Below are 24506 nucleotides of genomic sequence, written 5' to 3'. Positions count from 1 at the left end.
CGGCATGAGTGAAACCCAAAACGGACAGGCGAGCGACGTCATCCGTCACGCGGACATCCTGATTATCGGCGGCGGCCTCAGCGGCGCGATGTTGGCGGCGCAACTGTTACGCCTGCCGGGCAAGCGCCAGGTGCTGGTGATCGAACCGCGCGCCGAGCTCGGGCGCGGCGAGGCCTACAGCGCCGTGGAGCTTGGGCATACGCTCAACGGCAACGCGGCGCGCATGAGTGTCGATCCGGACAACGCCGATGACCTGACCCAATGGTTGACCGACTACATTGCGGCCGGCGGCTGGCCGGAGTCGGATGAGCAGCATGTACCGGTCAGCGAGTTGTTCCCGCCACGGGGGATTTTTGGCCTGTACGTGCAGCAGCGCTTGGCCGAGGCTCAAGCGCTGGGTGCGTTGAACGGCTCGACGGTCGAGCATGTGCGCGCCGAGGTGGTGGATCTGCAAACCGATGCGCAGTCGGTGCGCTTGAGCTTGAGCGACGGCCAGCGACTGCAGGGTTCCTTTGCCGTGCTCGCGACGGGGATGTTCCCGGCCGCGCGCACGCCGCAGACGCAGTCCAGCGGCTTGAACGCGGCAGCGCTTGACCCGTGGGATGTTGCTGCGATGCGCCAGCTCGATCCGCAGTCGACGGTGCTGATCATCGGCTCGGGGCTGACCATGGTCGATGCCGTGGTGTCGCTGGAACAGGCTGGGCATCGCGGGCCGATCAACGTGTTTTCCCGACACGGCCTGTTGCCCCATGTGCGGCGCCAACCACCGGCCTGGGTGGATTTCCTGGCCGAGGATCAGAGCATTCGCACGCCACGACAGCTGGTGCGTGAATTACGCCGGCATTGCCGCGATGCCATCGCACGGGGCATTGACTGGCAGGCACCGCTGGACACGGTGCGGGCGCACATCGGCCGTCTGTGGAGTCAGGCCACTGACCTGCAGCGTCGGCAATTCGTGCGCCATGTACGGCCGTGGTGGGAAAGCCATCATCACCGCTCGCCACCGTTGAGCGCCGAACTGGTGGAGCGCCTGCACAAGGAAGGGCGGTTGCAGATTCAGGCAGCCTCGTTCAAAGGGCTGGAGCCTTCTTCGGGCAATGAGGTGAGTATTCGAATTCGCCGCCGAGGTGAAACGCAAACCGTTGTCGTCAGTGGCGCGGCATTGATCAACTCCAGCGGCATCGAATATGACTGGCGACGGGTGGCGCGACCATTGCCCCGGCAATTGCTGGCGCGCGGGCTGATTCGCCCGGGACACCTGGCGCTGGGCATTGCGGCCGAGGTCGACGGTGCGGTACTGGATGCCGATGGTCAGGCTGCGAGCCGCCTGTTTGCCATGGGCCCACCGTTGCGCGGGATGTGGTGGGAAAGCACTGCGGTCACAGATGTCGCAAGCCAGGCCAAGGCACTGGCCGCGCGATTGGCAACACCATAAACCCTGTAGGAGCTGTGTAGATGCAACAAACCCCGCATTGGCGGGGTTTGTTGTTTCAGGCAGCCCAAGGCTGTTGATCAATAGCGCTGATACTTGGAGCCGAACTCAGGGCGGTTTTCTGCGACGTAGAGTTTGTCTTTCTGGTCAGCGCTGACGGTGTTCACGTTGAGTGTTGCCGGCTGGCTGACTTTCGCCGCTGCAACCAGCGGGGTAGTGGCGTGGGGGGCGGCAATGGCGCTAGTGGCACCAAGCACCGAAAGGGCGAAGCCGAGACCGATGAGGCTTTTCATGATGTTGCTCCAGAGCGTGGGAGAAGATGTGGCCACTGTAGTGCTGGAGCGTCGCGATGAAAAAACACCCTTGCGCATAGTCGTTATCGAGGGTGTTGATCTATTCAGGCCTGTGCATCGAGCATTTCCACCGGGTAGGAGAACACGTACCCCTCGCTGCGCACGGTCTTGATGTAGGTCGATTCCCGTGAGTCGTCCTTGAGTCGTTGGCGCAGGCGGCTGACCAGCAAATCAATCGAACGGTCGAACAGATCGGCGTCGCGGCCTTGGGTCAGGTTGAGCAATTGGTCGCGACTCAGAACCCGTTGCGGGTGATCGAGGAACACCCGCAGCAGGCGGTATTCGGCGCCACTGAGGGCCACCAGGGTGCCGTCTTCGTCGAGCAAATGACGGGCGGTGGTGTCCAGGCGCCAGCGGCCAAAACCGAGCATCCGACCGCTTTCGCTGATCAGCAGATTGGGTGGCAGCATGCGGGTACGGCGCAATACGGCGTTGATCCGCGCCAGCAGTTCGCGGGCGGAGAAGGGTTTGGTCAGGTAGTCGTCAGCGCCCATTTCCAGGCCGAGGATACGGTCGGTTTCATCGTTGCGAGCGGTGAGCATCAGGATCGGCGTGGCTTTGTGCTTACCCGCGCGAAGTTCGCGGCACAGCACCAGGCCGTCGTCGCCGGGCAACATGATGTCGAGCACGATCAGGTCGACCTGGTTGGCTTCGAGGAAGCTGCGCATGTGCCGGCCATCGGGGACCACGGTGGTGCGCAGGCCGTTTTTCTTCAAGTAGTTGCCGACGAGTTCGCGGATTTCGCGATCGTCGTCGACGATCAGGATGTGGTTGACGTGGTCCATCGGTCGATCCTCTTTTTTTGCAACGATACATTTTGTAGGCGTTGGGTTGCCAGCGAAGGCGGCCTCATAGCTCTCGGATGTACCCGATCTACTGATCTACTGATCTACTGATTTACTGTAGGAGTCAGGCTTGCCGGCGAAGGTGCCCTTACAGTCAACCAATTCTCTTTCAGGTGTACATATCCATTCCAGCGGTAACGGCCACCTATGGTTTCGCTCTTACAGCGAGTCACTTTGAAGAGCGGAACGCCGCCCGGCGCAAAGTAACCAAACGCTCCTGCCCCTGGCGTTCGGTGCCTCGCTAATGCTCGGCATGCCCTCGCTCCGGTCCTGCTCCGTGGGCCCGCCGCGATCGACCATCCATGGTCGTGCGCGGCTAACCCGGCATCCATGCCGGGTTGCCCACTACGCAGAACCTCCACTCGGCCTCTCGATGGGGCAAGAAAATCAAAAGCCAAAGCAGAGCAAAAGCAAAGCGAGGCGGCCTGACAGCCGACCTGATTGCAGGACTGTCCGCAATCCCATTGTGGGAGCGGGCTTGCTCGCGAAGGACGTCCAGACAACGCAATCATCCAGACAGGGCGCGTTATCGTTGACGTTCTTCGCGAGCAAGCCCGCTCCCACAGGAGATTGGGGGTATCTGCAAAAGTCAGGTCGGCTATCAGGCCGCCTCGCTTTTGTTTTTGATCTGGGTGCCCCGTTAACCACGATGGCCGAACGCAGGCATTGCGCAGTGGGTAAACCGGCAGGACGCCGGTTTAGCCGCGCTGGGCGTTCAGTCATCACCTGTACTTCTTCGGCCGTCCAGCCATCGCGCGTCAGTTGCTCGCGTTCAGGTGACCAGCAGTCTGGCGGCGTTGCGTTGGCGCATGTGGATTTACCTCTCCCTGAAAGCAGCAAGCCGAAGCATCAGCTTCGGCTCGCACTTAACAATTTACATTAACTTGCTTACGCAACCACTCGATAACACGGCACATAAGCCGCACCACCCGGCAGCTTCATCCGGTGCTGGGCGACGAAGGCCTTGAGCAGTTGATCCAGCGGCTGCATGACGGCCGCATCGCCACGGATCTGGTATGGCCCGTGTTTTTCGATCAGGCGGATGCCCTTGTCCTTGACGTTGCCGGCGACGATGCCGGAGAACGCACGGCGCAGGTTGGCGGCCAGTTCGTGGGGTGGCAGGTCACGGCTGAGCTTGAGGTTGGCCATGTTTTCGTGAGTCGGGTCGAACGGGCGCTGGAAGCCTTCGTCGATCTTCAGCAGCCAGTTGAAATGGAACGCGTCATTGCGTTCGCGACGGAACTGCTTCACCGCCTTGAGGCCCTGGGTCATCTGTCGGGCGACTTCTGCCGGGTCGTCGATGATGATCTCGTAGTGCTTCTTGGCATCTGCGCCCAGGGTGGCGCCGACGAACGCGTCAAGCTGTTCCAGGTAGGGCGCCGCATGTTTCGGGCCCGTGAGGACGACCGGGAAGGGCAGGCCTGCGTTGTCCGGGTGCATCAAAATGCCCAGCAGGTACAGGAACTCTTCGGCGGTACCGGCGCCGCCCGGGAAGATGATGATGCCGTGGCCGACGCGGACGAAGGCTTCCAGGCGTTTCTCGATGTCTGGCAGGATCACCAGTTCGTTGACGATCGGGTTCGGCGCTTCGGCGGCGATGATTCCCGGCTCGGTCAAGCCCAGGTAGCGCCCGCCGTGGATGCGTTGCTTGGCATGGGCGATGGTGGCGCCTTTCATCGGGCCTTTCATCACGCCGGGGCCGCAACCGGTGCACACGTCGAGGCTGCGCAGGCCCAGTTCGTGGCCGACTTTCTTGGTGTATTTGTATTCTTCGGTATTGATCGAGTGACCGCCCCAGCAGACCACGATCTTGGGCTCGACGCCGGGGCGTAGCGTGCGGGCGTTGCGCAGCAAGTGGAAGACATAGTCGCTGATACCCTGGGAGGTGCTCAGGTCGATGCGTTGGCTGTCGAGTTCGTTTTCGGTGTAGACGATGTCGCGCAGGGCGCTGAACAGCATTTCACGGGTGCTGGCAATCATTTCGCCGTCGACGAAGGCGTCGGCCGGGGCGTTCAGCAGTTCCAGGCGTACGCCACGGTCTTGCTGGTGGATGCGGATTTCGAAGTCCTTGTAGGCTTCGAGGATGGTCTTGGCGTTATCGACGTGGGCGCCGGTGTTGAGGATGGCCAGGGCGCACTGGCGGAAGATGTCGTAGGTGCTGCCGGATCCAGCTTCGCTCAGTTGCTGGACTTCCCGTTGGGAGAGTGTTTCCAGGCTGCCTTTCGGGCTGACCGAAGCATTGATTACTTGTCGTTGGGTCATTCAATGATCCTTAAAACGATGTCATTCACGCGCAAACAACGAATGGCATCCGAATAGAGAGTATCCATGAAAGAAGATGGCACGAACTGCGCGGTCTCGCCATGTCCTCCTTTTGATGATGTATAGATGAAAAGGAGCCCCAGCATAGCTAAATCCGTCGCAGAGGCGATAATGGCCCGCGGTCTTTTTGCCCTGCGACCCTTTTTTTGCCATTGAAGCCAAGGAATCCCGACGTCATGTTCGAAATCCAGCCGATGAACGCCGACGACTATCGGCAACGGACGCGGCGCAGCACGCTGATGATCGCGCTGATCTTTCTCGCGCTGGCGATGGCCCTGTCCACCGCGGCGGTGACGTTGTTCGGCGAGCCGGGAGGGGACAATCTACGCTTCAATATCGGCGGAGTGTTTGCCGCGGTATTGGTCATGGCCGCGTTGATGCGCAAGCTGTTCTGGCACCAGCAATGGATGGCGCCGGCGGTCTACAGCTGGCAACTCAAGCGCAGCCTGATGAGCATCACCAACGTTATGCACCACCTCAAGGCGGCCGTGGAAGCGGGGGATCCGGACGCCATGAAGCTTTTGCGCTTCTATCACCTGGGATTGAGCCAGATGCACCAACTGGACGGTAACTCCAGCGATGATGCGCAACTACACCGGGAAATGGAGCAACATCAGGCGCGGATGCAAGCGCTGGGCATCGATATCCGGCAGACGCGCCTGGACCCGGCCTGGCTTGACGCGCTAAAGCGTACACCGCGATAGGCCCATGGAGCAGCAAGGGCCTTTTCATTCGATTCAAGGAGCGAACGTCATGGGGCAGCCGTCCATTCACGATCCTGTGGAACAAAACCGGCAGGGTGTCCCCCGGCTCAAGACTCGCTCTGCCGTCACCTTTTTGATTGCCGTCTGCCTGTCGATGGCGGTGATCGTGATTTGGGAATCCTGGAGCTCGCGCCAGTACCATCTGCATGACAAGGAAGTGGCGATGTCCAACCTTGCGCAGACCCTGGCCTCGCAGGCCCAGGCGGCGATCAAGCAAGCCGACACGCTGCTGTTCACCCTGGTCGATCGCCTGGAGAACGACGGCATCGACGCGGGTCGGCTCGATCGCCTGCAACGCTTGCTCGGCGCCCAGCGCCGTGAGTTGAGCCAGGTGCATGGACTGTTCGTCTATGACGAAACCGGCAAATGGATCGCCAACTCCAACGGTGCCGAGGTGGGGGTTGCCAACAATTCCGACCGCGAGTACTTCATCTATCACCGCGATCATCCTGACCGCGGACCGCACATCGGCCCTTCGATCAGGAGCCGCTCCAGCGGCGAATGGATCATGACGGTGTCGCGCCGGATCAATCACCCGGATGGCCGTTTCGCGGGCGTGGCGCTGGCCACCATTTACCTCAGCCATTTCCTGCAGCTTTACGATGGCATCGATATGGGCCGCAACGGTGTGATCAACCTGATCGCCGACGATGCCAGCATTATCGTGCGCCGGCCGTTTCACGAGGCGGACATCGGCACCAGCCTGGCCAAGAGCCCATTGTTCACCCGGCTGCTGCCACAGGGCAGCTCGGGGACGGCTACCGTCCGGTCCATCCTGGATGGCGTGGAGCGGGTGGTGGGCTATCGCCGGGTCGAGGGTTATCCGCTGATCGTCTTTGCCGCGCTCAACAAGGACGAAGTACTGGCGAGCTGGCGCCAGCAGTCCTTGCTCAGTGCGGGCATCGTTGCGCTGTTGCTCGGGGTGCTGGGAGGGCTCGGCTATCGCCTGATCAAGTTGATGAAGAAGCAGGACCGCATCCAGGGCGAGTTGCTCGGCACTCAGGAACGGCTGCTCGAACTCAATCGCAACCTTGAGTTGCTGGCGCTGGAAGACGCGCTCACGGGCCTGGCCAACCGGCGTCAGTTCGATCTGTTCATCCAGGCGGAAATGGGCCGCGCCCGGCACAACATGACGGGGTTGGCCCTGTTGATGATCGATGTCGATCACTTCAAGCCATTTAACGATCGCTACGGCCACCTGGCCGGTGATGAGTGCCTGCGCAAGATCGCTGTGCTGATTACCGAGCACATCAGGCGCCCCGGCGATCTGGCTGCGCGCTTTGGTGGTGAGGAGTTTGCCGTGGTGCTTCCGGGAACTGACTACGTCGGAGCATTTTTGCTGGCGGAAAAAATCCGCCACGCGGTCCAGTCCGCCGGCTTGCCGCACAGTGAAAGCCCTGATGGCAAGGTGACGGTCAGCGTGGGTGTCTGCGGTTATGATCCGGCATCCGAGGCCCAGACCAGTGAGTTGATCGGGGCGGCCGACAAGGCGCTGTACGTGGCCAAGGCCAGCGGGCGCAACATGAGCGTGATTGCCAACTGAGGCTCAGGCAAACCGGTCGCTGCCTTGTACCAGCCGGGTGCGAAGGTGCGGTTGCTTGAGCTTTTCCAGCCACCAGCCCAACGCCCGCCCGTCGTGATCGCCGCGCCAGCCGGCATACAGAATGTTCGGCTCGCGGGGATCGGCCATCTGTTTTTCCACCAGCGAGCCATTGTCCAGTAACGAGGTGACGCGATGCCTGGGCAGCCAGCCCACGCCGAGGCCGTCGCATTGGGCGAGGATTTTCGCGCGCATGGTCGGCACCGCCAGCACCGATTGGCCACCGGAGACCCCGTAGGTACTGCCTTCGCTGGCCCGGGACGAATCCGCCACGACAATCGCCCGGTGCTGCGCCACCATGGCGCGGGTGATCGGTTCGCGGGCCTTGGCCAACGGGTGCCTGGGCGAGACGGCGAACACCCACTGCATTTCCCCCAGTTGCATCCAGCGCAATGACGCGATGGCCGGTGGCTCGTTGGTGGCGCCGATGACCAGGTCCGCGCGGCCTTCACGCAGGGCCTCCCAGACACCCCGCAGCACTTCCTGGGTGATGCGCAGCGGTACGCCAGAGCCCAGCGCATCGAACTCGTGGATCACCGGGAGCAGGGTTTCGAATTCCAGCAGTTCATCGGTGACGATCCACAAACGACTTTCCCAACCATTGGCCACTTGCTGCACCCGTTGGGTCAGGCGCGAGACGTCTTGCATCAGTCGCGCCGCTTCATTGACCAGCAATTCTCCAGCCGGGGTGAGTTGCAGGCGATAGCGCCGGCGATCGAACAGCAGGGCATCGAAGCGTTCTTCCAGTTGCCGCGCGGCATAGGACACCGTAGAAGGCGCCTTGCCGAGATAGGCCGCGGCCCGCGACAGGCTGCCGGTCTCGCGAATCGCTTGCAGCAGCGCCAGGTCTTCAGTCGACAGCATTGGCCGAACCCTCGTGTGTGACGGTTACAATTGCCGCCGCCGTTTCCTGAGCCTGATCAATCGAAGATAGACCGCAGCGTTCAGCACCAGTACCAGGCTGCCCAATCCCAGCTGGATGGCCGGTGTCAGCCCCGCCGGGTAAATGATCGGCCACACGTAATGTTCGATGAAACCACCGCCGTAACCACCTTGTCCGGCTGCCTGGCGCATCAGGTTTTCCCAGTGCGTCAGTGGGCAAGGCAAGTGGAACACCTCCACTGCCACGCCCCAGACTGCGGCGGGCAGGTGCCACAGGATCAGGTGCTGCCATTTGAGAACCAGCAGCCCGCCGAACACCACGAACACAATGAATGCCAGGTGAAACAACATCAGCCCATCGGCAGCGATTCGGTAGAGCATGTCGCCCCCCCTGGCGCGTCAGTCGAATCGCTCCATCGTACTCGCGCGGGCGCCTGGCACTCTATCGATTGTCGCTGCCCAGCACGCCGAGCACCTCCTTCAAACGACCGACCATGGCATCGCTGCTGCGTTGCATCGGTGCACGCAGCTCATCAGTGATCAAGCCTTGCAGCGCCAGCGCGGTTTTCACCGGCGCCGGGTTGGGCTCGATGAACAGGCTCTGGATCAGTGGCAGAAGCTGGAAGAATGTTGCCCGACCGGCCGCCAGCTGGTTGTCGCGAATCTGTCGATACAACGCCACGAAAAGGTGCGGATGGACATGGGCCGACGCGGCAATCGCACCTTTGGCACCCAGGCACAGGGCATTGAAGATCTGGTTGTCTTCACCGCACAGCACATCGACCTTACCGCTGGCCAGCAAGGCCAGGGTGTTGCCCAGGTTGCCGCCGCAGTCCTTGATCGCGACGATGCGCTCATGGGCGACGATGTTCAGCAAGGTCGACTGTTCGAAGGCTACGCCGGTGCGGTAGGGGATGTCGTACAGGATCAACGGCACGCTGGAAGCGTCGGCGACCGTCTGGAAAAACGCTTCGAGCCCCGCCTGGGAGGGCCGGATGTAATAGGGCGGCGGCACCAGCAGGCCGGCCAGCGGGCGCTTGAGAATTTCCTCCTGAAAGTGCAGCAGCTCGATCAGGTTGTTGCCGGCCAGACCCATGACGACCTGCCGGGCCGGCACTTGTTCCAGCACCGCATCGAGCACCGCCAGCTGCTCGTGCTTGCCCATGGCCGCCGGTTCGCCTGTGGTGCCACAGACGATCAGGCCGTCGACACCTTCTTCGAGCAGATGGCTGACCAGCCGGCGCAATCCGACGAAATCGATGGCGCCATTGTGGAACGGTGTGACGAGGGGAACCCAGATACCTTGAAACGATGACATGCACTTTCTCCTGATGGTCGACCGATTTCGTCACCGTCAGAAGCGTAGTAGGAAGTAAGCAAGGGGAGGGTGGTCCGTCGCGCTCAATGTCCTGTCAGCTCATCTGACGGGACAGCGCGCCCCGGTCACATGAGCGACTGTTTCTTCGATTTGAGGGTGCGCGCAACGCGAACTAGCGCCTTGGCTGTCAAGCCAACAACGGAAGTGTCGAGATTGAAGGTTGCGGACATTTTTGCTTACACCCTGAATTAGGCGCCCAGTTTTAAAAGCCGGCGCGCTGTTTGTCAATCACCAACATCGGGAAAATGCCGCGCCAGCCTGTGATTGGCCCAAGTGCGCAAGATTGTTCAAGCCATCGGCCGTGACTGCTGGCACAGTCTCAGGTCTTTCCCTGGTTGCAGAGCGTTATGTCCAACTCACATTTGCCGCGCAGCGCATTCTTGCGTGGCGCCGTGGCGATCATGCCGTTATCCCTGGCGACAGCCCCTTGGGGCCTGCTGGCCGGCTCCATGGCCATCGAAGCCAACCTCACACCGCTGCAAGGCCAGGGCTTGTCGAGCATCGTGTTCGCCGGCGCCGCGCAGTTGGTGGCCATTGGTATGCTCAAGGGCGGGGCCGGGATCTTTTCGATCTTGCTGACCACCTTGTTGCTGACCTCCCAGCATCTGCTCTACGGGATGAGCATGCGTTCGGTGATCTCGCCATTGCCGGGTCGCTGGCGAGCGGGGCTGGGCTTTTTGCTCACCGATGAGCTGTTCGCCCTGACCAGCCAGCACGACAAACAGCAGTTCGATCGCTGGTACGCTTTGGGTGTCGGCTTGACGTTCTACGTGGCCTGGAACCTCTTCACCCTGGCAGGCATCGTGCTAGGCAGCAGCATCCCCGGCCTGGAACACCTGGGTCTGGACTTTTCCATCGCTGCCACCTTCATCGCCCTGATCACCCCCGTGGTGCGCAACGTCCCGACGGTGGTCTGTGTCGCGGTCTCGCTGTTCTGCTCGGTGCTGTTCAGCTATTGGCAATGGGGCTCGGCCCTGGTGCTGTCGGGACTTGCCGGCATGACCGCGGGTTTTATCTGCAACAAATTCCAGGGAGCGCGCACATGATGGTTTGGGCAGTGATTATCGGCATGGGCGTCCTGGTGTTTCTCAACCGCTATGTGTTCCTGGAGCCGCGCCTGCCGCTGCGCTTGAGCAGCAATGCCCGGCAGTTCCTGGGGTTCGCCGTGCCCGGCATGTTGACGGCGATCTGCGGGCCGATCGTGTTCATGCCGGACAAGCAACTGAACCTGCAATGGGACAATCCCTACCTGATCAGTTCGCTGGTGGCCGTCGGCCTGGTGCTGTACACCCGCAACACCTTGCTCAGCATGCTGTTGAGCATGGGCTTTTTCTTTTTGCTGCGTTGGTGGCTGTGAGCCGGGCAGGGGAAATTGTTCTACGCTTAGAGTTGATGACCGATCCCTTCAGGAAGAGAGGTGAAACCATGGCAATAGAGCAAAAAAAACCGGATCCCGAAGACGACATGGATGAGCCGACGGAAGAAGAAATCCAACAGCAGAAGCGTTCGGTGCCGGATTGGAAACATCCCGACGATGGCACGGAATTGTCGGAGCCTGATCGCAAGTTCTGAGCGACATATATGGATTGGGTGTATATCCGTTGCTGCGGTAACGGCCACTTAGGGTTTCGCTCTTACAGCGAGTCACTTGGAAGAACGGAACGCCGCCCGGCCCTAAGTAACCAAGGGCTCTTGCCCCTGGCGTTCGGTGCCTCGCTCCGGTCCTGCTCCGTGGGTCGCCGCGATGGGCCATCCCTGGCCCAGCGCGGCTAAACCGGCATCCTTGCCGGTTTACCCACTGCGCAGAACCTCCACTCGGCCTCTCGATGGGGCAAGAAAATCAAAAGCCAGATCAAGATCAAACGCGAAAGCGAGGCGGCCTGACAGCCGACCTGATTGCAAGGCTGTCCGCAGTCCCCTGTGGGAGCGAGCCTGCTCGCGATGGTCGTCAACGATGACGCGCCCTGTCTGGATGATCGCGTTGTCTGGACGTTCATCGCGAGCAGGCTCGCTCCCACAGGGAATCAGTTACACCCGTAAAAGTCAGATCGGCTTTAAGGCCGCCTCGCTTTTGATTTTGATCTGGATGCCCCGTTAACCACGATGGCCTAACGCAGGCATTGCGCAGTGGGGAAACCGGCAGGACGCCGGTTTAGCCGCGCTGGGCCAGGGACGGCCCATCGCGGCGACCCACGGAGCAATGCCGGAGAGAGGGCATGCCGAGCCTAAGCGAGGCACCGAGTGGTGGGGCAAAGCCTTTTGCTTCCTTTTTGGCGTCTGAAAAAGGGAGTCGCTGTAAAAGCGAAACCATAAGTGGCCGTTACCGCAGCAATGGATATGCACTCCGACAACCAATTTCACACATAGCTTCCTGTGACGCCCCGCATCACCGTTGCGTACGGCTGAATTAACGCGTCGTCAGCGGAACGCAGAGCGTCCCTGGCGGCATTCCCACGCAGAGCGTGGGAACGATCAAAACACAGGCATCACCAAAAGCAGGTCGGCTTTAAGGCCGCCTCGCTTGCTGTTGATCGCGAGCGCCCTGTTAACCACGCTTGCCGAACGCAGGCATTGCGCAGTGGCTAAACCGGCAGGACGCCGGTTTAGCCGCGCTGGGCCAGGGACGGCCCATCGCGGCGACCCACGGAGCAATGCCTTCGTTCTGGCATGCCGAGCCTAGGCGAGGCACCGAGTGGTGGGGCAAGAGCGTTTGGTTACTTTGCGCCGGGCGGCGTTCCGCTTTTCAAAGTGACCCGCTGTAAAAGCGGAACCCTAGCTGGCCGTTACCGCAGCAATGGATATGCCCCCCCCCCCAATCCCTATTCAACCCCCATGCCTAAGTGAACAGCATTACGCATCGAGCGGGGGCTTCGAGCTTATTCCAGCAACTGCGAAAAGTCGGGATGAGTGGCCCGATAACCCAGCTTCCTGTCGATCCACGCATTCAACTCGTTGACCATGACCGGGGATTTACCCGGATAGCGTTCGAGGATTGAACCCAGGACTTGCTTGATATTGGGAATTGAAAGCAGGCTACGGGTCTGAATGTACTGCCCGATGAAATGGTCGAGTTGGTAGTGCTCTGTCTTTGTTAGATAAATGCACGCCAGACTCGCGACTTGATTATTGGTGAAATCGTCGCGCAATTGAGTTCTCTGCAAGGGCTTGATGTAAGGAATTTCCTTTGTTGCTGACTCTTTGGTCAACTTGGTATACCACTGGAAATACGGCGCGAATCCTAGCCGCAGCTCTGGCAAATGTATGTAAGCCCCTGACGTTGTCTGACAAGCGGTGAGGAGCATCAAAGTGCCAATGTTTTAGGGGTGTTCATACCTTCAATGCGTCAATCAACCCGGCCCCCTGATTCCTGACGTTGCCCACAGCCTTATCGACCCGGTACCACTCAAAAGCATCACTGCCTTCCCCCTGTAGCAGCACCATCTGTTCGGCCCGCTCCCTGGGCGTCGCCGGGTCCAGCCATTCGCGGGCCAGTTCCGGGCTGAACACCACCGGACGGCGATCATGAACGTCCAGCATGCCGCCGGCGCTATCGGCCGTGATGATGACAAAGCCGTCGTCATCCCTGGGGGCTGCACCACCCTGCGGAAACTGCCCGATTGCCGCACAGAAGACCGGCCCTTGGTCACGTCGGCGAATCAGCCAGGGTTGCCGCGTGCCGTCCCCGGCATCGACCCATTCGAACCAGTTGTCGACCGGGCAGATAGCGCGATGGGGCCAGATGGCTCGAAAGAACGGGCCGTGGGCGACTTTCTCGACGCGCGCATTGATCGGCGCCGCACGATCCTTCGCCCAGTGCGGCCGCCAGCCCCAGCGCTGCGAATCGGCATGCAAGCCATCGTTCTCCAGATGCAACAGCGCCAGCTGGGTGGTGGGCGCAGCGTTGTAGCGAGCCAGTGGTTGATCGCCAACGTGGTTGATCAAGGCGTCGGGAATGCTCAGCACCGCCACGAAATCGCGAATGCCCCGGTATTGCGACAAGCGTCCGCACATTGATAAAACCCTCCGGCTGGTGTGTTCAGCATAGATGTCTAAATCCTTTGCGTTGACCCAACCCCTGCTCGCTCCTACAGAGGTGTGGGGAGCGGCGGAACCAAACACTGTGTACCTTATCCAACCTCGTCCCACCGTCGTGGGGTCTGGCTCAAGGCAAAACATGAAACAGTTGATCAAGGTTCTATCGGTGCTCGCCATGGCAGCCAGTCTGCTGGGCTGTATCGCCGCACCCATTGAAATGACGCCGCAAACCGAACAGGCGTTGCGCACGCAACCACCGATCCGCTTTTTGCTGACCTTCGACGATGGCCCCAGCGCCTCGAGTTTCTGGAACCCGACCGAGACCGTGCTCGACAGCCTGGCGATCAATCCTGTGCAACCCGGCATCAAGGCGGTGTTTTTCGTGCAGACCCGTGCCTCGCGGGCTGGCGCCAGTGACATCGGGCGGGCGGTCATGCACCGCGAGCGCGATGCCGGGCACATCCTGGCCTTCCACACGGCCACGCCCTCGCACACCAATCATCGCTCGCTCAACGCGCAAGAGCTGGAGCAGGCGCTCACAGATGGGTGCGCCGACATCGCCGCGATCACCGGTGCGCCGCCGACCCTGCTGCGCCCGCCATTCTGGAGCTACGACAAACGCACCTTCGCCGCTTACCAGCAGCATGGCCTGCATGTGCTGCTGACCGACCTGAGCGCCAATGACGGCAAGATCTGGGGCTTCAACGCCAGCCCCCGGCGCCGCGCGCATATGCTGCGTTCGATGTCCGAGGTTCGCGAGCGCATTGCCCGGGGCGAGCTGCCGATGGTAGACGGGGTGATTCCGGTGGTGGTGACGTTCCACGACCTCAATCGCTACACCGCGCGGCATACCCGTGAATACCTGCAGATCCTTCTCGACAGTGCCCGGGCGACGGGGGTCAGGACTGCCCCAATAGCGTTTTATGACGATACCGCCGCGCTGCAACGGGCCGCCATGGCGCGTACGTTGCGCGACAGTTCACAGCCGGCGCAGTTGCCGGGGATCTGGAACTGGATCTGGAAAGACAATAGCCATTGAGCAAAGGCCGAAAATGCGGGGCAGTTAACAGTATCGACTGGCGCGGAATCGGCAAATTGCATCTATCCTCATTGGGTCCGTCCCGTTCAACTGCCACGGAGGCATCGGCCGTGATACCCATTTCAGTCCTTTGCAACATTGTAGAGTCCGGTTTCGAGCCCCTGGCCTGCGAGTGCACGGAGAGCGGCGGGCTGCTGCGCATCGAGGTTTTTGATCCCGCCAGCGGGGAAGTCAAGCTGCTGATCGCCGGTGTATCGACCGAGCAGTTGACCAGCGTGCGTACCATCTCTGACTTCATCGGTGAATTGCGCACCGAGATGGAAGCCGGGCGCCGGGCATTCGCTGGCTGAATACTCCCGAGCCTCTGTAGGAGCTGCCGCAGGCTGCGATCTTTTGATCTTGCTCTTGAAAAAGTCAAAAGATCGCAGCCTGCGGCAGCTCCTACAGGGGCGTGATTGTTTGTGGCAGCAACTCGTCGATCATCCGCAAGCAATGGTTCAACCCCGGTGAAACGTCGCCCACCCGCCGACTGAGAATGATCGGTGAGGTGGCGTTGTCTTCCAGCAGCGGGGTGAAACCGATGTCGTCGCGGTGCAGCAATTGCACCGAGGCCGGCACCAGCGTGATCCCTATCCCGGCACCCACCAACCCGATCGCCGTCTGCAGCTCGTTGGTCCATTGCGCAATATGGATGCTCACCCCATAGGATTCGAACAGCGCGATCACGTGGTCGGCATAGCTGGGGCGGGGGTTGCCGGGGTACAGCACGAACGGCTCTTTGGCCAGGTCGCGCAGGCTGACGGGCCCGGCCAGCAGCGGGTGACCGGCGGGCAGGGCGGCCACCAGTCGGTCTTCGGTGAGCACGGTCTGGACGATGGCCGGGTCGTCGATGCGGATGCGGCCGAAGCCGACGTCGATGCGCCCGGCCTTGAGCGCCTGTACCTGCTGCAGTGTGGTCATCTCCGACAGCCCGAGTTCCAGTTCCAGCGGTTCGCCGCTGCGCAAGCGGCGAATCAGTTCCGGCAGCACGCCGTACAGCGTCGAAGGCGCAAAGCCGATGCCCAGCCAGGTCTTTTCCCCCAGGCCGATGCGTCGGGTGTTGTCGCAGACCTTGTGCAACTGGTCGAGGAGGGCGGTGGAATGCTCATGGAAAAAACGCCCGGCGTCGGTCAGCTTCAACGGTCGGCCACGCTCGAGCAGCATCACCCCCAGTTCATCTTCCAACTGCTGGATCTGCCGGCTCAAGGGCGGCTGGGCGATGTGCAGGCGTTCGGCGGCGCGGGTGAAATTAAGGGTTTGAGCCAACACCTGAAAGTAACGCAGGTGACGCAGTTCCATGGAGCCTCCGGATGTCGAGCGCTTGTATACCTTCAGGGTATCAAGCCAGACCAATTCTATATTGGCCGCCCGGAAAAAGCCGTATGAGAATCAGCTCCAGAACTTCAAGAACCTGACGGGTATCGAAATGCTTGCTACAGCCATTGAATCGATCGAGACGATCATCGTCGATCTGCCGACCATCCGCCCGCACAAGCTGGCGATGCACACCATGCAGAACCAGACCCTGGTGGTCATTCGCGTGCGCTGCGCCGATGGCATCGAAGGCATCGGCGAAGCTACCACCATCGGTGGCCTGGCCTATGGCAACGAAAGCCCTGACAGCATCAAGACCAACATCGACAAGCATTTCGCCCCGCTGTTGATCGGCCAGGACAGCGGCAATGTCAATGCCGCGATGTTGCGCCTGGAGCGCAGTATCCGTGGCAATACCTTCGCCAAGTCCGGTATCGAAACCGCACTGCTCGACGCCCAGGGCAAGCGCCTTGGCCTGCCGGTCAGCGAGTTGCTGGGCGGCCGCGTGCGTGACTCGCTGCCCGTGGCCTGGACCCTGGCCAGCGGCGACACCGAAAAGGACATCGCCGAAGCGGAAAAAATGCTCGACCTGCGCCGCCACCGCATCTTCAAGCTGAAAATCGGTGCTGGCGAGGTCAATCGCGACCTGGCCCACGTGATTGCGATCAAGAAAGCCCTCGGCGATCGCGCCAGCGTGCGGGTCGACGTCAATCAGGCGTGGGACGAAGCCGTCGCGTTGCGTGCCTGCCGCATCCTCGGCACCAATGGCATCGACCTGATCGAACAGCCGATTTCGCGCAACAACCGCGCTGGCATGACCCGCCTGAATGCCATGAGCCCGGCGCCAATCATGGCCGACGAGTCCATCGAGTGCGTGGAAGACGCGTTCAACCTGGCCCGCGAAGGCGCAGCCTCGGTGTTTGCCCTGAAGATCGCCAAGAATGGTGGCCCGCGCGCCGTGCTGCGCACCGCGTCCATTGCCGAAGCGGCCGGTATCGCCCTGTACGGCGGCACCATGCTCGAAGGCGGAATTGGCACCATGGCTTCGGCCCAAGCCTTTGTCACCCTGAACAAACTGGCGTGGGACACCGAGCTGTTCGGCCCGCTGCTGCTGACCGAAGACATTCTCAGCGAACCGCTGGTTTATCGCGATTTCGAGCTGCATGTGCCCAAGACCCCGGGTCTGGGCCTGAACCTGGACGAAGAACGCCTGGCGTTTTTCCGCCGCGACAAGACATCCACCATTCATCAAGCCTGAGGAGAGCATTATGCTGTTCCACGTAAAGATGACCGTGAATTTGCCGGTCGACATGAACCCCGAACGCGCCGCGCAGCTCAAGGCCGACGAAAAAGCCCTGGCCCAGCGCCTGCAGGACCAAGGCAAGTGGCGTCACCTGTGGCGCATCGCCGGGCTTTACGCCAACTACAGCGTGTTCGATGTCGACAGCGTCCAGGAACTGCACGATTTGCTCATGCAACTGCCGCTGTATCCGTACATGGCGATCGAAGTCACCGCGATGTGCCGGCATCCTTCGTCAATTCGCGAGGATGACCGCTGAACCTAGCCCGTTCAGCTCGCCATGCCAATAATTACAAGATGAGGAACCTGTAAAATGAACGTCAAGATTTCCCACACTGCCGAAGTCCAGAAATTTCTCGAAGAGGCCAGCGGCCTGCACAACGATGCCGGCGATCCACGGACCAAAGCCCTGATCTACCGCATCCTGCGCGATTCGGTGAACATCATCGAAGATCTCGCCGTGACCCCGGAAGAGTTCTGGAAAGCGGTCAACTACCTCAACGTGCTGGGCGCGCGCCAGGAAGCCGGACTGGTGGTGGCTGGCCTGGGCCTGGAGCACTACCTCGACCTGCTGATGGACGCCGAAGACGAGCAGGCCGGTAAATCCGGTGGCACGCCACGCACCATCGAAGGCCCGCTGTACGTCGCCGGTGCACCGCTTTCGCAAGGCGAAGCGCGTCTGGATGACGGCGTCGATCCGGGTGTGACCCTGTTCATGCAAGGCCGGGTGTTCAACACCGCTGGCGAACCCCTGGCTGGCGCCATTGTTGATGTGTGGCACGCCAACACTGGCGGCACCTACTCGTACTTCGATGCTTCACAGTCGGAATTCAACCTGCGTCGCCGCATCGTCACTGACGCCGAAGGCCGCTACCGTTTCCGCAGCATCGTGCCGTCGGGCTACGGCTGCCCACCGGACGGTCCGACCCAGCAACTGCTCGATCAACTGGGCCGTCACGGCCAGCGTCCGGCGCACGTGCACTTCTTCATCTCCGCACCGGACCATCGTCACCTGACCACCCAGATCAACCTGGACGGCGAAAAATACCTGCACGACGACTTCGCCTACGCCACCCGTGACGAGCTGATCGCCAAGATCACCTTCAGCGATGACCAGGCGCGTGCAGCGCAGTACGGTGTCAGCGGTCGCTTTGCCGAAATCGAATTCGATTTCACCCTGCAGTCGTCGGCACAGCCCGAAGAGCAGCAGCGCCACGAGCGGGTTCGTGCACTGGAGGACTGATTGTCCTGATTCACTGTAGGAGCGAGCTTGCTCGCGATGGTCGCTGACGATGACGCTGGGGCCCTGATGCCCTGCGGCGTCCTCAAGCCCATCGCGAGCATGCTCGCTCCTACAGGTTATATTTTGAAACGGCCCACAGGTCAGTCCAATGACACACTGCTGCCAGTACTGCCCTAGAATGACTAGATACACCCTATAACAACAACGAGAGTGACCCGATGATGCAAGCGCAACTGCTGAGTCAGCGCAGCACCATATTCGACCAAGCCGACCCGTACGCGGTGTCAGGTTATGTCAATCAGCATGTCGGTAATCATTGCATCCTGATGCCTCGTGCCGGGCACCCCCTGGCCAGTCTCAATCACCGCAAATTCGCCAGCCTGGACCTGTGCCGTATCAGCTACGGCGGCAGCGTTCGCGTCACTTCGGGCGCGCTGGAAACCATCTACCACCTGCAAGTGCTGTTGCGCGGCAATTGCTTGTGGCGTGGCCATGGCCAGGAACACTACTTTGCTCCCGGCGAGTTGCTGCTGATCAATCCCGACGACCCGGTCGATTTGACCTACTCTGACGATTGCGAAAAATTCATCCTCAAGGTTCCCACGTCCCTGTTCGAGTCCGTCTGCAACGAGCAGCGCTGGCGCTATCCGGGCCAAGGCGTGCGGTTTCTCGAGAACCGTTACCAGCTCAATGAGCTGGAAGGCTTCGTCAACCTGCTGGCGATGATTTGCCAGGAGGCCGAGGCCACCGAGCAGATTCCCCGGGTGCAAGAACATTACGCGCAAATCATCGTCAGCAAGATGCTCAGCCTGATGAAGACCAACGTCAGCCGCCTCGAAATCGGCTCCCAGGCTGCCTCGTTCGAAGCGATTGCCGACTACATTGCCAAAAATCTCAAGCAGGACATCGACAGCGAAGAGCTGGCGCGCCATGCCAGCATGAGCCTGCGCTCGTTGTATGGCCTGTTCGAACGCAACGCGTGCACCACGCCAAAAAACTACATCCGCCAGAAACGCCTGGAACGCATCAATGCCTGCCTGCGCGACCCGACCTGCAACGTGCGCAACGTTACCGAGGTCGCGATGGACTACGGCTTCCTGCACCTGGGACGCTTCTCCGACAGCTACCGCAAGCAGTTCGGCGAGCTGCCATCGGATACCCTCAAGCGCCGCCACTGATCCCGACACATTGATGTTGCCTGCCCTGACGCCATCGCGAGCAGGCTCGCTCCCACATTGGATCGCGTTGTTCCTGTGGGAGCGAGCCTGCTCGCGAAGAGGGCGGTACTGTCAACATTGGTGGCGCTGACACAACACCAGCCCCCTGCAAAAAACGGATAAAGGTCTGCACCCCGCGGATAGTCCCCCCCATTGCCCCGTCCTAGCATGAGCCTTGCCTGAACAATAACAATGGAGGCGGCGGCCATGACCCTGCGACCTGAATACCTTGAGTCCCTGCTTGAAGACGATCCAGAGCAGGGTATCTATCGCTGCAAGCGCGAGATGTTTACCGATCCGCGCCTGTTCGATCTGGAGATGGAACACATCTTCGAAGGCAACTGGCTGTATCTGGCGCACGAAAGCCAGATCCCCAACGTCAACGATTTCTACACCACCACCATGGGGCGCCAGTCGATCTTCATCGCGCGCAACAAGGACGGTGTGCTCAACGCCTTCATCAACGCCTGCAGTCATCGCGGCGCGACTCTGTGCCGGCACAAGTCCGGCAACAAAAGCTCCTACACCTGCCCGTTCCACGGCTGGACGTTCAACAACTCCGGCAAGCTGCTCAAGGTCAAGGACCCGGCTAACGCGGGCTACCCGAGCAGCTTCAACTGCGAAGGCTCCCATGACCTGACCAAAGTCGCGCGCTTCGAGTCCTATCGCGGTTTCCTGTTCGGCAGCCTCAAGGCCGATGTGGTGCCGCTGGTCGAGCACCTGGGCGAGTCGGCGAAGATCATCGACATGATCGTCGACCAGTCCACCGACGGCCTGGAAGTGCTGCGCGGTTCGTCCACCTATATCTACGAAGGCAACTGGAAACTCACCGCCGAAAACGGTGCCGACGGTTACCACGTCAGCTCCGTGCACTGGAACTACGCCGCCACCCAGAACCAGCGCAAACAGCGCGAGGCCGGTGACGAGAACCCGACCATGAGCGCCGGGAGCTGGGCCAAGCAGGGCGGTGGTTTCTATTCCTTCGACAAGGGCCACATGTTGCTCTGGACCCGCTGGGCCAACCCCGAGGATCGTCCACTGTACGAACGTCGCGACGAACTCGCCCAGGACTTCGGCAAGGCCCGCGCCGACTGGATGATCGAGAACTCGCGCAACCTGTGCCTGTACCCCAACGTGTACCTGATGGACCAGTTCAGCTCGCAGATCCGTATCGCCCGGCCGATCTCGGTCAACCGCACGGAAATCACCATCTATTGCATCGCCCCCAAAGGCGAAAGTGACCACGCGCGTTCGAGCCGGATTCGTCAGTACGAAGACTTCTTCAACGTCAGCGGCATGGCCACGCCGGACGATCTGGAAGAGTTCCGTTCCTGCCAGACCAGCTACCAGGGCAGCGTCACCACCTGGAACGACATGTCCCGTGGCGCCGAGCACTGGATCGAAGGTGCCGACGAGGCGGCCAAGGAAATTGACCTGCATCCGCTGCTCAGCGGCGTGCGTACCGAAGACGAAGGCCTGTTCGTGCTGCAACACAAGTACTGGCAGCAGACCATGCTCAAGGCCCTGGCTGCCGAGCAGTCGAAACTGATCGCCGTGGAGGACGTGCAATGACCATTTCCTATGAAGCGGTACGTGATTTCCTCTACCGCGAAGCACGCTACCTCGACGACCGCCAGTGGGATGAGTGGCTGGAACTGTACGCCCCCGACGCGACGTACTGGATGCCGTCCTGGGACGACAACGATGAGCTGACCGAAGACCCACAGCGGGAAATCTCGCTGATCTGGTACGGCAACCGCACCGGCCTTGAAGACCGCATCTTCCGCATCAAGACCGAGCGCTCCAGCGCCAGCGTGCCGGACACCCGCACGTCCCACAACATCAGCAACATCGAACTGCTCGAGCAAGCCGACGGAATGTGCAAGGTGCGCTTCAACTGGCACACCCTGAGCTTTCGCTACAAGACCGTCGACAGCTATTTCGGCAGCAGTTTCTACACCCTTGATGTGCGCGGTGAAAACCCCTTGATCAAGGCCAAGAAAGTGATCCTGAAGAACGACTACGTTCGTCAGGTCATCGATGTTTACCACTTGTGAGGCAGCCGTCATGACCCATTCCATTGCGTTCAATTTCGAAGACGGCGTCACTCGTTTCATCGACGCCAACGCCGGCGAGACCGTGGCCGATGCCGCGTACCGCCAGGGCATCAATATCCCGCTGGACTGCCGCGACGGCGCCTGCGGCACCTGCAAGTGCTTTGCCGAGGCGGGCAGCTACGATCTGGGTGAGGAATACATCGAAGACGCCCTCAGCCCTGATGAGGCCGCGCAAGGCTTTGTCCTGACCTGCCAGATGCGCGCCAAGAGCGATTGCGTGGTGCGGGTGCCGACGTCCTCGGAAGTCTGCCGCACCCGCCAGGCCAGCTACGACGCCACCATCAGTGCGGTGCGCCAGTTGTCCGACAGCACCATCGCGTTGTCGATCAAGGGCGAGTCCTTGAGCAAACTGGCGTTCCTGCCAGGCCAGTATGTGAACCTGGGCATTCCCGGCAGCGAGCAAACCCGCGCCTATTCGTTCAGCTCGTTGCAGCGCGACGGCGAAGTCAGCTTCCTGATCCGCAACGTGCCTGGCGGCCTGATGAGCAGCTTCCTCACCGGCATGGCCAAGGCTGGCGACAGCATGAGCCTGGCAGGGCCCCTGGGCAGTTTTTACCTGCGTGATATCCGTCGACCCTTGTTGCTGCTGGCGGGCGGCACCGGGTTGGCGCCGTTCACCGCGATGCTGGAGAAGATCGCCGAGCAGGGCAGCGAACACCCGTTGCACCTGATCTACGGTGTGACCAACGATTTCGACCTGGTGGAACTCGATCGCCTGGAAGCCTTCGCCGCGCGCATCCCCAACTTCACCTACAGCGCCTGCGTGGCCAGTCCCGACAGCCAGCACCCGCTCAAGGGCTACGTGACCCAGCACATCGAACCCAGGCATTTGAACGATGGCGACGTCGACGTGTACCTGTGCGGCCCACCGCCGATGGTTGAAGCGGTGAGCAAGTACATCGGCGAGCAAGGCATCAATCCAGCGAATTTCTACTACGAAAAATTCGCTGCCAGCGCGGCGTGAGGTTTCCCTCCATGAACAGATTCCACGAAAAAGTCGCGCTGATCACCGGCGCCGCCCAGGGCATCGGTCGGCGCGTGGCCGAACGCATGGCCGCTGAAGGCGCGAAGCTGATCCTGGTCGATCGCTCCGAGCTGGTGTTCGAGGTTCAGCAGCAGTTGGCGAAGGACAGCCAGGTCCTGGCCCTGACCGCCGACCTTGAGCAATATGAGGAATGCAACCGGGTCATGCAAAGCGCCGTCGAGCGTTTCGGTCGACTCGATGTGCTGGTCAATAACGTCGGCGGGACCATCTGGGCCAAGCCATTCGAGCATTACGAGGCGTCGCAGATCGAGGCCGAGGTTCGCCGTTCGCTGTTTCCAACCCTGTGGTGCTGTCATGCGGCATTGCCGTACATGTTGCAGCAGGGCAGTGGCGCGATCGTCAACGTATCGTCGATCGCCACCCGCAGCGTCAACCGTGTGCCCTACGGCGCAGCGAAGGGCGGGGTGAATGCGCTGACCGCCTGCCTGGCGTTCGAAACCGCTGGACGCGGGGTGCGAGTCAACGCCACTGCGCCGGGCGGCACCGAAGCCCCGCCACGGGTTATCCCGCGTAACAGTGCCGAGCAGAGTGAGCAAGAGAAGGTCTGGTACCAACAGATCGTCGATCAGACCCTCGACAGCAGCTTGATGAAGCGCTACGGCACGCTGGATGAACAGGCAGCAGCCATTCTGTTCCTGGCCAGCGATGAAGCGTCCTACATCACCGGCATGATCATGCCAGTGGGCGGCGGCGACCAAGGCTGAAGCGCGTGAACTACAGGCGACGTTGAAACGCTTTGATGATCCGCAGCGTGGCGTCGCTTGGGTTCAGGTTGTGCACCGCATTCAGCGGGTACCAGAGGCAATCGAAAATTTCGTTTTGCGGCCGTGCCTGGTCCGGATTCGGCAACGATGCTTCGTAGACATGGTGACGGGTGCCGCCTGTTTCCAGTTCCATCAGGTACAGCATATCGTCGGCACCCAGCCCGGTTTCCTCCAGCAATTCGCGCGCCGCGGCATCCTGCGCGGTCTCGCCGCGCTCCACTTTGCCCCCGGGCAACATCCAGCGACTCCTGGGTTTGCGCACCAGGAGTATGTGCCGGTCCTGCTCGCAAATGACGGTTGCACGTACTTTCATGGGCTCTTTCAATCCGGAATGTCATAAAACAGTAACAAAAATGCAATATTTGGGCCGCAACCCATTGCATGTTTCCTGGATATTTTGAGCGGCAGGCGTGTCTAAAAGTGCAATCGCACTGCCGTGTGCTGACTCGACGTCCGGTCGGCATCTTCGCGGCAGGGGGGTGTAAGGTAGGGAAGTCAACCCTGTGATCACTGCCAAGATGGAGGTGACTATGAGCGTTCCGATGTTGAACAAGATGCACATGAACGGCTACGACGTACTCAGTGTGAACAACGGCCCGTGGCGGGTCTGCACCCAAGGTGACCGGCTTGGCTCATTTGCCAGTCGCGAAGAGGCGCTGGCCTTTGCGGCGGCGCTGCCTGGCTACAAGGCGCGTCCAGGCAAGCCGCGTAATCAGCAAGCCACATGATTGCCCGTGTGTGATCGTTCCCACAGCGTGGGAACGATCACAAGCACGTTGGCCCATCGCTCCTTACGAACAAAATAATCTGCAAGAAA

27 protein-coding genes are annotated in these 24506 nt (G+C 60.9%); 17 read left to right on the top strand and 10 right to left on the bottom strand.

All coding sequences use genetic code 11. The features are described from left to right. Nucleotides 1-4: 4 nt before the first annotated feature. On the top strand, nucleotides 5-1435 hold the full coding sequence (locus tag PSUM_RS08075) for an FAD/NAD(P)-binding protein (RefSeq protein WP_083349322.1): 1431 nt from the start codon (nucleotides 5-7) through the stop codon (nucleotides 1433-1435). Nucleotides 1436-1512: 77 nt separating this feature from the next. On the opposite strand, the gene PSUM_RS08070 is transcribed toward PSUM_RS08075, so the two are convergent. From PSUM_RS08070 to ppnN, 3 genes are all read right to left on the bottom strand, one after another. Continuing rightward, complete coding sequence (locus PSUM_RS08070; RefSeq protein WP_020800966.1) at nucleotides 1513-1725, bottom strand: hypothetical protein; 213 nt, start codon at nucleotides 1723-1725, stop codon at nucleotides 1513-1515. Between the two features lie 104 nt (nucleotides 1726-1829). Continuing rightward, entirely contained in the window at nucleotides 1830-2570 is a 741-nt protein-coding gene (locus PSUM_RS08065; protein WP_020800967.1) for a response regulator, read from the bottom strand. Between the two features lie 948 nt (nucleotides 2571-3518). Continuing rightward, nucleotides 3519-4892: a nucleotide 5'-monophosphate nucleosidase PpnN gene (gene ppnN / locus PSUM_RS08060; protein ID WP_020801060.1), complete on the bottom strand. Its 1374-nt coding sequence runs from the start codon at nucleotides 4890-4892 to the stop codon at nucleotides 3519-3521. 236 nt (nucleotides 4893-5128) lie between these two features. Between ppnN and PSUM_RS08055 the strand changes: the two genes are divergently transcribed. After that, nucleotides 5129-5656: a DUF3087 domain-containing protein gene (locus PSUM_RS08055; protein WP_020801062.1), complete on the top strand. Its 528-nt coding sequence runs from the start codon at nucleotides 5129-5131 to the stop codon at nucleotides 5654-5656. A 49-nt stretch (nucleotides 5657-5705) separates the two neighbouring features. Then, nucleotides 5706-7259: a sensor domain-containing diguanylate cyclase gene (locus tag PSUM_RS08050; RefSeq protein WP_020801063.1), complete on the top strand. Its 1554-nt coding sequence runs from the start codon at nucleotides 5706-5708 to the stop codon at nucleotides 7257-7259. A 3-nt stretch (nucleotides 7260-7262) separates the two neighbouring features. Here the strand turns inward: PSUM_RS08050 and PSUM_RS08045 are convergent, their stop codons facing one another. The 3 genes from PSUM_RS08045 to dapA form a co-directional block, all read right to left on the bottom strand. Beyond that, nucleotides 7263-8180 carry a LysR family transcriptional regulator gene (locus PSUM_RS08045; RefSeq protein WP_020801064.1) on the bottom strand — a complete coding sequence of 306 codons (918 nt, stop codon included), beginning with the start codon at nucleotides 8178-8180 and terminating at the stop codon, nucleotides 7263-7265. A 24-nt stretch (nucleotides 8181-8204) separates the two neighbouring features. Continuing rightward, nucleotides 8205-8579: a DUF2784 domain-containing protein gene (locus PSUM_RS08040; RefSeq protein ID WP_033044564.1), complete on the bottom strand. Its 375-nt coding sequence runs from the start codon at nucleotides 8577-8579 to the stop codon at nucleotides 8205-8207. A gap of 61 nt (nucleotides 8580-8640) precedes the next feature. Beyond that, nucleotides 8641-9516, bottom strand: a complete 876-nt coding sequence (gene dapA, locus PSUM_RS08035; RefSeq protein WP_033044562.1) for a 4-hydroxy-tetrahydrodipicolinate synthase — start codon at nucleotides 9514-9516, stop codon at nucleotides 8641-8643. 407 nt (nucleotides 9517-9923) lie between these two features. Here dapA and PSUM_RS08030 point away from each other — a divergent pair, with 407 nt between their 5' ends. From PSUM_RS08030 to PSUM_RS31800, 3 genes are all read left to right on the top strand, one after another. Next, the gene (locus PSUM_RS08030) at nucleotides 9924-10622 is read left to right on the top strand and encodes an AzlC family ABC transporter permease (protein ID WP_020801067.1); all 699 of its coding nucleotides are present in this window, start codon (nucleotides 9924-9926) and stop codon (nucleotides 10620-10622) included. After that, nucleotides 10622-10933 carry an AzlD domain-containing protein gene (locus PSUM_RS08025; RefSeq protein WP_010455066.1) on the top strand — a complete coding sequence of 104 codons (312 nt, stop codon included), beginning with the start codon at nucleotides 10622-10624 and terminating at the stop codon, nucleotides 10931-10933. The genes PSUM_RS08030 and PSUM_RS08025 overlap by 1 nt, the downstream gene beginning before the upstream one ends. Nucleotides 10934-11001: 68 nt before the next feature. Further along, the gene (locus PSUM_RS31800; RefSeq protein ID WP_169840430.1) at nucleotides 11002-11148 is read left to right on the top strand and encodes a hypothetical protein; all 147 of its coding nucleotides are present in this window, start codon (nucleotides 11002-11004) and stop codon (nucleotides 11146-11148) included. Nucleotides 11149-12452: 1304 nt separating this feature from the next. On the opposite strand, the gene PSUM_RS08010 is transcribed toward PSUM_RS31800, so the two are convergent. Continuing rightward, on the bottom strand, nucleotides 12453-12722 hold the full coding sequence (locus PSUM_RS08010; RefSeq protein WP_033044701.1) for a hypothetical protein: 270 nt from the start codon (nucleotides 12720-12722) through the stop codon (nucleotides 12453-12455). A 181-nt stretch (nucleotides 12723-12903) separates the two neighbouring features. After that, nucleotides 12904-13587 carry an SOS response-associated peptidase gene (locus PSUM_RS08005; protein WP_083349321.1) on the bottom strand — a complete coding sequence of 228 codons (684 nt, stop codon included), beginning with the start codon at nucleotides 13585-13587 and terminating at the stop codon, nucleotides 12904-12906. A gap of 163 nt (nucleotides 13588-13750) precedes the next feature. Here PSUM_RS08005 and PSUM_RS08000 point away from each other — a divergent pair, with 163 nt between their 5' ends. Together PSUM_RS08000 and PSUM_RS07995 are read left to right on the top strand one after the other, a co-directional pair. Beyond that, a complete protein-coding gene (locus PSUM_RS08000) occupies nucleotides 13751-14650 on the top strand; it encodes a polysaccharide deacetylase family protein (protein WP_020801368.1) in 900 nt (299 codons plus the stop codon). A gap of 110 nt (nucleotides 14651-14760) precedes the next feature. After that, nucleotides 14761-15000: a DUF1652 domain-containing protein gene (locus PSUM_RS07995; RefSeq protein ID WP_020801369.1), complete on the top strand. Its 240-nt coding sequence runs from the start codon at nucleotides 14761-14763 to the stop codon at nucleotides 14998-15000. A gap of 91 nt (nucleotides 15001-15091) precedes the next feature. On the opposite strand, the gene PSUM_RS07990 is transcribed toward PSUM_RS07995, so the two are convergent. Then, the gene (locus PSUM_RS07990; protein ID WP_033041574.1) at nucleotides 15092-15988 is read right to left on the bottom strand and encodes a LysR family transcriptional regulator; all 897 of its coding nucleotides are present in this window, start codon (nucleotides 15986-15988) and stop codon (nucleotides 15092-15094) included. A gap of 127 nt (nucleotides 15989-16115) precedes the next feature. Between PSUM_RS07990 and PSUM_RS07985 the strand changes: the two genes are divergently transcribed. The 8 genes from PSUM_RS07985 to PSUM_RS07950 all read left to right on the top strand — a co-directional run bounded on the left by PSUM_RS07985 (nucleotide 16116) and on the right by PSUM_RS07950 (nucleotide 23629). Then, nucleotides 16116-17261: a muconate cycloisomerase family protein gene (locus PSUM_RS07985; RefSeq protein WP_162276366.1), complete on the top strand. Its 1146-nt coding sequence runs from the start codon at nucleotides 16116-16118 to the stop codon at nucleotides 17259-17261. A 10-nt stretch (nucleotides 17262-17271) separates the two neighbouring features. Then, nucleotides 17272-17562, top strand: coding sequence for a muconolactone Delta-isomerase (catC, locus tag PSUM_RS07980; RefSeq protein WP_008029082.1), 291 nt, complete (start codon nucleotides 17272-17274; stop codon nucleotides 17560-17562). A gap of 54 nt (nucleotides 17563-17616) precedes the next feature. Beyond that, the gene (gene catA / locus PSUM_RS07975; RefSeq protein ID WP_020800186.1) at nucleotides 17617-18546 is read left to right on the top strand and encodes a catechol 1,2-dioxygenase; all 930 of its coding nucleotides are present in this window, start codon (nucleotides 17617-17619) and stop codon (nucleotides 18544-18546) included. A 218-nt stretch (nucleotides 18547-18764) separates the two neighbouring features. After that, nucleotides 18765-19724, top strand: a complete 960-nt coding sequence (locus tag PSUM_RS07970) for an AraC family transcriptional regulator (protein WP_020800184.1) — start codon at nucleotides 18765-18767, stop codon at nucleotides 19722-19724. A 246-nt stretch (nucleotides 19725-19970) separates the two neighbouring features. After that, complete coding sequence (gene benA / locus PSUM_RS07965; protein WP_020800183.1) at nucleotides 19971-21335, top strand: benzoate 1,2-dioxygenase large subunit; 1365 nt, start codon at nucleotides 19971-19973, stop codon at nucleotides 21333-21335. Further along, nucleotides 21332-21820, top strand: a complete 489-nt coding sequence (benB, locus tag PSUM_RS07960) for a benzoate 1,2-dioxygenase small subunit (protein ID WP_033042204.1) — start codon at nucleotides 21332-21334, stop codon at nucleotides 21818-21820. Before benA ends, benB begins: the two co-directional genes overlap by 4 nt. A 10-nt stretch (nucleotides 21821-21830) precedes the next feature. Beyond that, nucleotides 21831-22844 carry a benzoate 1,2-dioxygenase electron transfer component BenC gene (gene benC / locus PSUM_RS07955; RefSeq protein WP_020800181.1) on the top strand — a complete coding sequence of 338 codons (1014 nt, stop codon included), beginning with the start codon at nucleotides 21831-21833 and terminating at the stop codon, nucleotides 22842-22844. Between the two features lie 11 nt (nucleotides 22845-22855). Further along, nucleotides 22856-23629 (top strand): 1,6-dihydroxycyclohexa-2,4-diene-1-carboxylate dehydrogenase, encoded by a 774-nt coding sequence (locus PSUM_RS07950; protein WP_020800180.1) that lies wholly within the window; start codon nucleotides 22856-22858, stop codon nucleotides 23627-23629. Nucleotides 23630-23639: 10 nt separating this feature from the next. On the opposite strand, the gene PSUM_RS07945 is transcribed toward PSUM_RS07950, so the two are convergent. After that, nucleotides 23640-24002: an NUDIX hydrolase gene (locus PSUM_RS07945; RefSeq protein ID WP_042955771.1), complete on the bottom strand. Its 363-nt coding sequence runs from the start codon at nucleotides 24000-24002 to the stop codon at nucleotides 23640-23642. 217 nt (nucleotides 24003-24219) lie between these two features. Between PSUM_RS07945 and PSUM_RS07940 the strand changes: the two genes are divergently transcribed. Beyond that, nucleotides 24220-24417, top strand: coding sequence for a hypothetical protein (locus PSUM_RS07940; protein ID WP_020800178.1), 198 nt, complete (start codon nucleotides 24220-24222; stop codon nucleotides 24415-24417). Nucleotides 24418-24506: the final 89 nt, after the last annotated feature.

It is taken from the genome of Pseudomonas umsongensis (genome assembly GCF_002236105.1).
Taxonomy (GTDB): domain Bacteria; phylum Pseudomonadota; class Gammaproteobacteria; order Pseudomonadales; family Pseudomonadaceae; genus Aquipseudomonas; species Aquipseudomonas umsongensis.
This window is presented reverse-complemented; position numbering and strand designations above follow the sequence as displayed.

Excerpts from the sequence above, each read along its gene's own strand:
- PSUM_RS08075 (WP_083349322.1), top strand. The coding sequence starts at position 5 with ATGAGTGAAACCCAAAACGGACAGGCGAGCGACGTCATCCGTCACGCG.
- PSUM_RS08070 (WP_020800966.1), bottom strand. The coding sequence starts at position 1,725 with ATGAAAAGCCTCATCGGTCTCGGCTTCGCCCTTTCGGTGCTTGGTGCC.
- PSUM_RS08065 (WP_020800967.1), bottom strand. The coding sequence starts at position 2,570 with ATGGACCACGTCAACCACATCCTGATCGTCGACGACGATCGCGAAATC.
- ppnN (WP_020801060.1), bottom strand. The coding sequence starts at position 4,892 with ATGACCCAACGACAAGTAATCAATGCTTCGGTCAGCCCGAAAGGCAGC.
- PSUM_RS08055 (WP_020801062.1), top strand. The coding sequence starts at position 5,129 with ATGTTCGAAATCCAGCCGATGAACGCCGACGACTATCGGCAACGGACG.
- PSUM_RS08050 (WP_020801063.1), top strand. The coding sequence starts at position 5,706 with ATGGGGCAGCCGTCCATTCACGATCCTGTGGAACAAAACCGGCAGGGT.
- PSUM_RS08045 (WP_020801064.1), bottom strand. The coding sequence starts at position 8,180 with ATGCTGTCGACTGAAGACCTGGCGCTGCTGCAAGCGATTCGCGAGACC.
- PSUM_RS08040 (WP_033044564.1), bottom strand. The coding sequence starts at position 8,579 with ATGCTCTACCGAATCGCTGCCGATGGGCTGATGTTGTTTCACCTGGCA.
- dapA (WP_033044562.1), bottom strand. The coding sequence starts at position 9,516 with ATGTCATCGTTTCAAGGTATCTGGGTTCCCCTCGTCACACCGTTCCAC.
- PSUM_RS08030 (WP_020801067.1), top strand. The coding sequence starts at position 9,924 with ATGTCCAACTCACATTTGCCGCGCAGCGCATTCTTGCGTGGCGCCGTG.
- PSUM_RS08025 (WP_010455066.1), top strand. The coding sequence starts at position 10,622 with ATGGTTTGGGCAGTGATTATCGGCATGGGCGTCCTGGTGTTTCTCAAC.
- PSUM_RS31800 (WP_169840430.1), top strand. The coding sequence starts at position 11,002 with ATGGCAATAGAGCAAAAAAAACCGGATCCCGAAGACGACATGGATGAG.
- PSUM_RS08005 (WP_083349321.1), bottom strand. The coding sequence starts at position 13,587 with ATGTGCGGACGCTTGTCGCAATACCGGGGCATTCGCGATTTCGTGGCG.
- PSUM_RS08000 (WP_020801368.1), top strand. The coding sequence starts at position 13,751 with ATGAAACAGTTGATCAAGGTTCTATCGGTGCTCGCCATGGCAGCCAGT.
- PSUM_RS07990 (WP_033041574.1), bottom strand. The coding sequence starts at position 15,988 with ATGGAACTGCGTCACCTGCGTTACTTTCAGGTGTTGGCTCAAACCCTT.
- PSUM_RS07985 (WP_162276366.1), top strand. The coding sequence starts at position 16,116 with ATGCTTGCTACAGCCATTGAATCGATCGAGACGATCATCGTCGATCTG.
- catC (WP_008029082.1), top strand. The coding sequence starts at position 17,272 with ATGCTGTTCCACGTAAAGATGACCGTGAATTTGCCGGTCGACATGAAC.
- catA (WP_020800186.1), top strand. The coding sequence starts at position 17,617 with ATGAACGTCAAGATTTCCCACACTGCCGAAGTCCAGAAATTTCTCGAA.
- PSUM_RS07970 (WP_020800184.1), top strand. The coding sequence starts at position 18,765 with ATGATGCAAGCGCAACTGCTGAGTCAGCGCAGCACCATATTCGACCAA.
- benA (WP_020800183.1), top strand. The coding sequence starts at position 19,971 with ATGACCCTGCGACCTGAATACCTTGAGTCCCTGCTTGAAGACGATCCA.
- benB (WP_033042204.1), top strand. The coding sequence starts at position 21,332 with ATGACCATTTCCTATGAAGCGGTACGTGATTTCCTCTACCGCGAAGCA.
- benC (WP_020800181.1), top strand. The coding sequence starts at position 21,831 with ATGACCCATTCCATTGCGTTCAATTTCGAAGACGGCGTCACTCGTTTC.
- PSUM_RS07950 (WP_020800180.1), top strand. The coding sequence starts at position 22,856 with ATGAACAGATTCCACGAAAAAGTCGCGCTGATCACCGGCGCCGCCCAG.
- PSUM_RS07945 (WP_042955771.1), bottom strand. The coding sequence starts at position 24,002 with ATGAAAGTACGTGCAACCGTCATTTGCGAGCAGGACCGGCACATACTC.
- PSUM_RS07940 (WP_020800178.1), top strand. The coding sequence starts at position 24,220 with ATGAGCGTTCCGATGTTGAACAAGATGCACATGAACGGCTACGACGTA.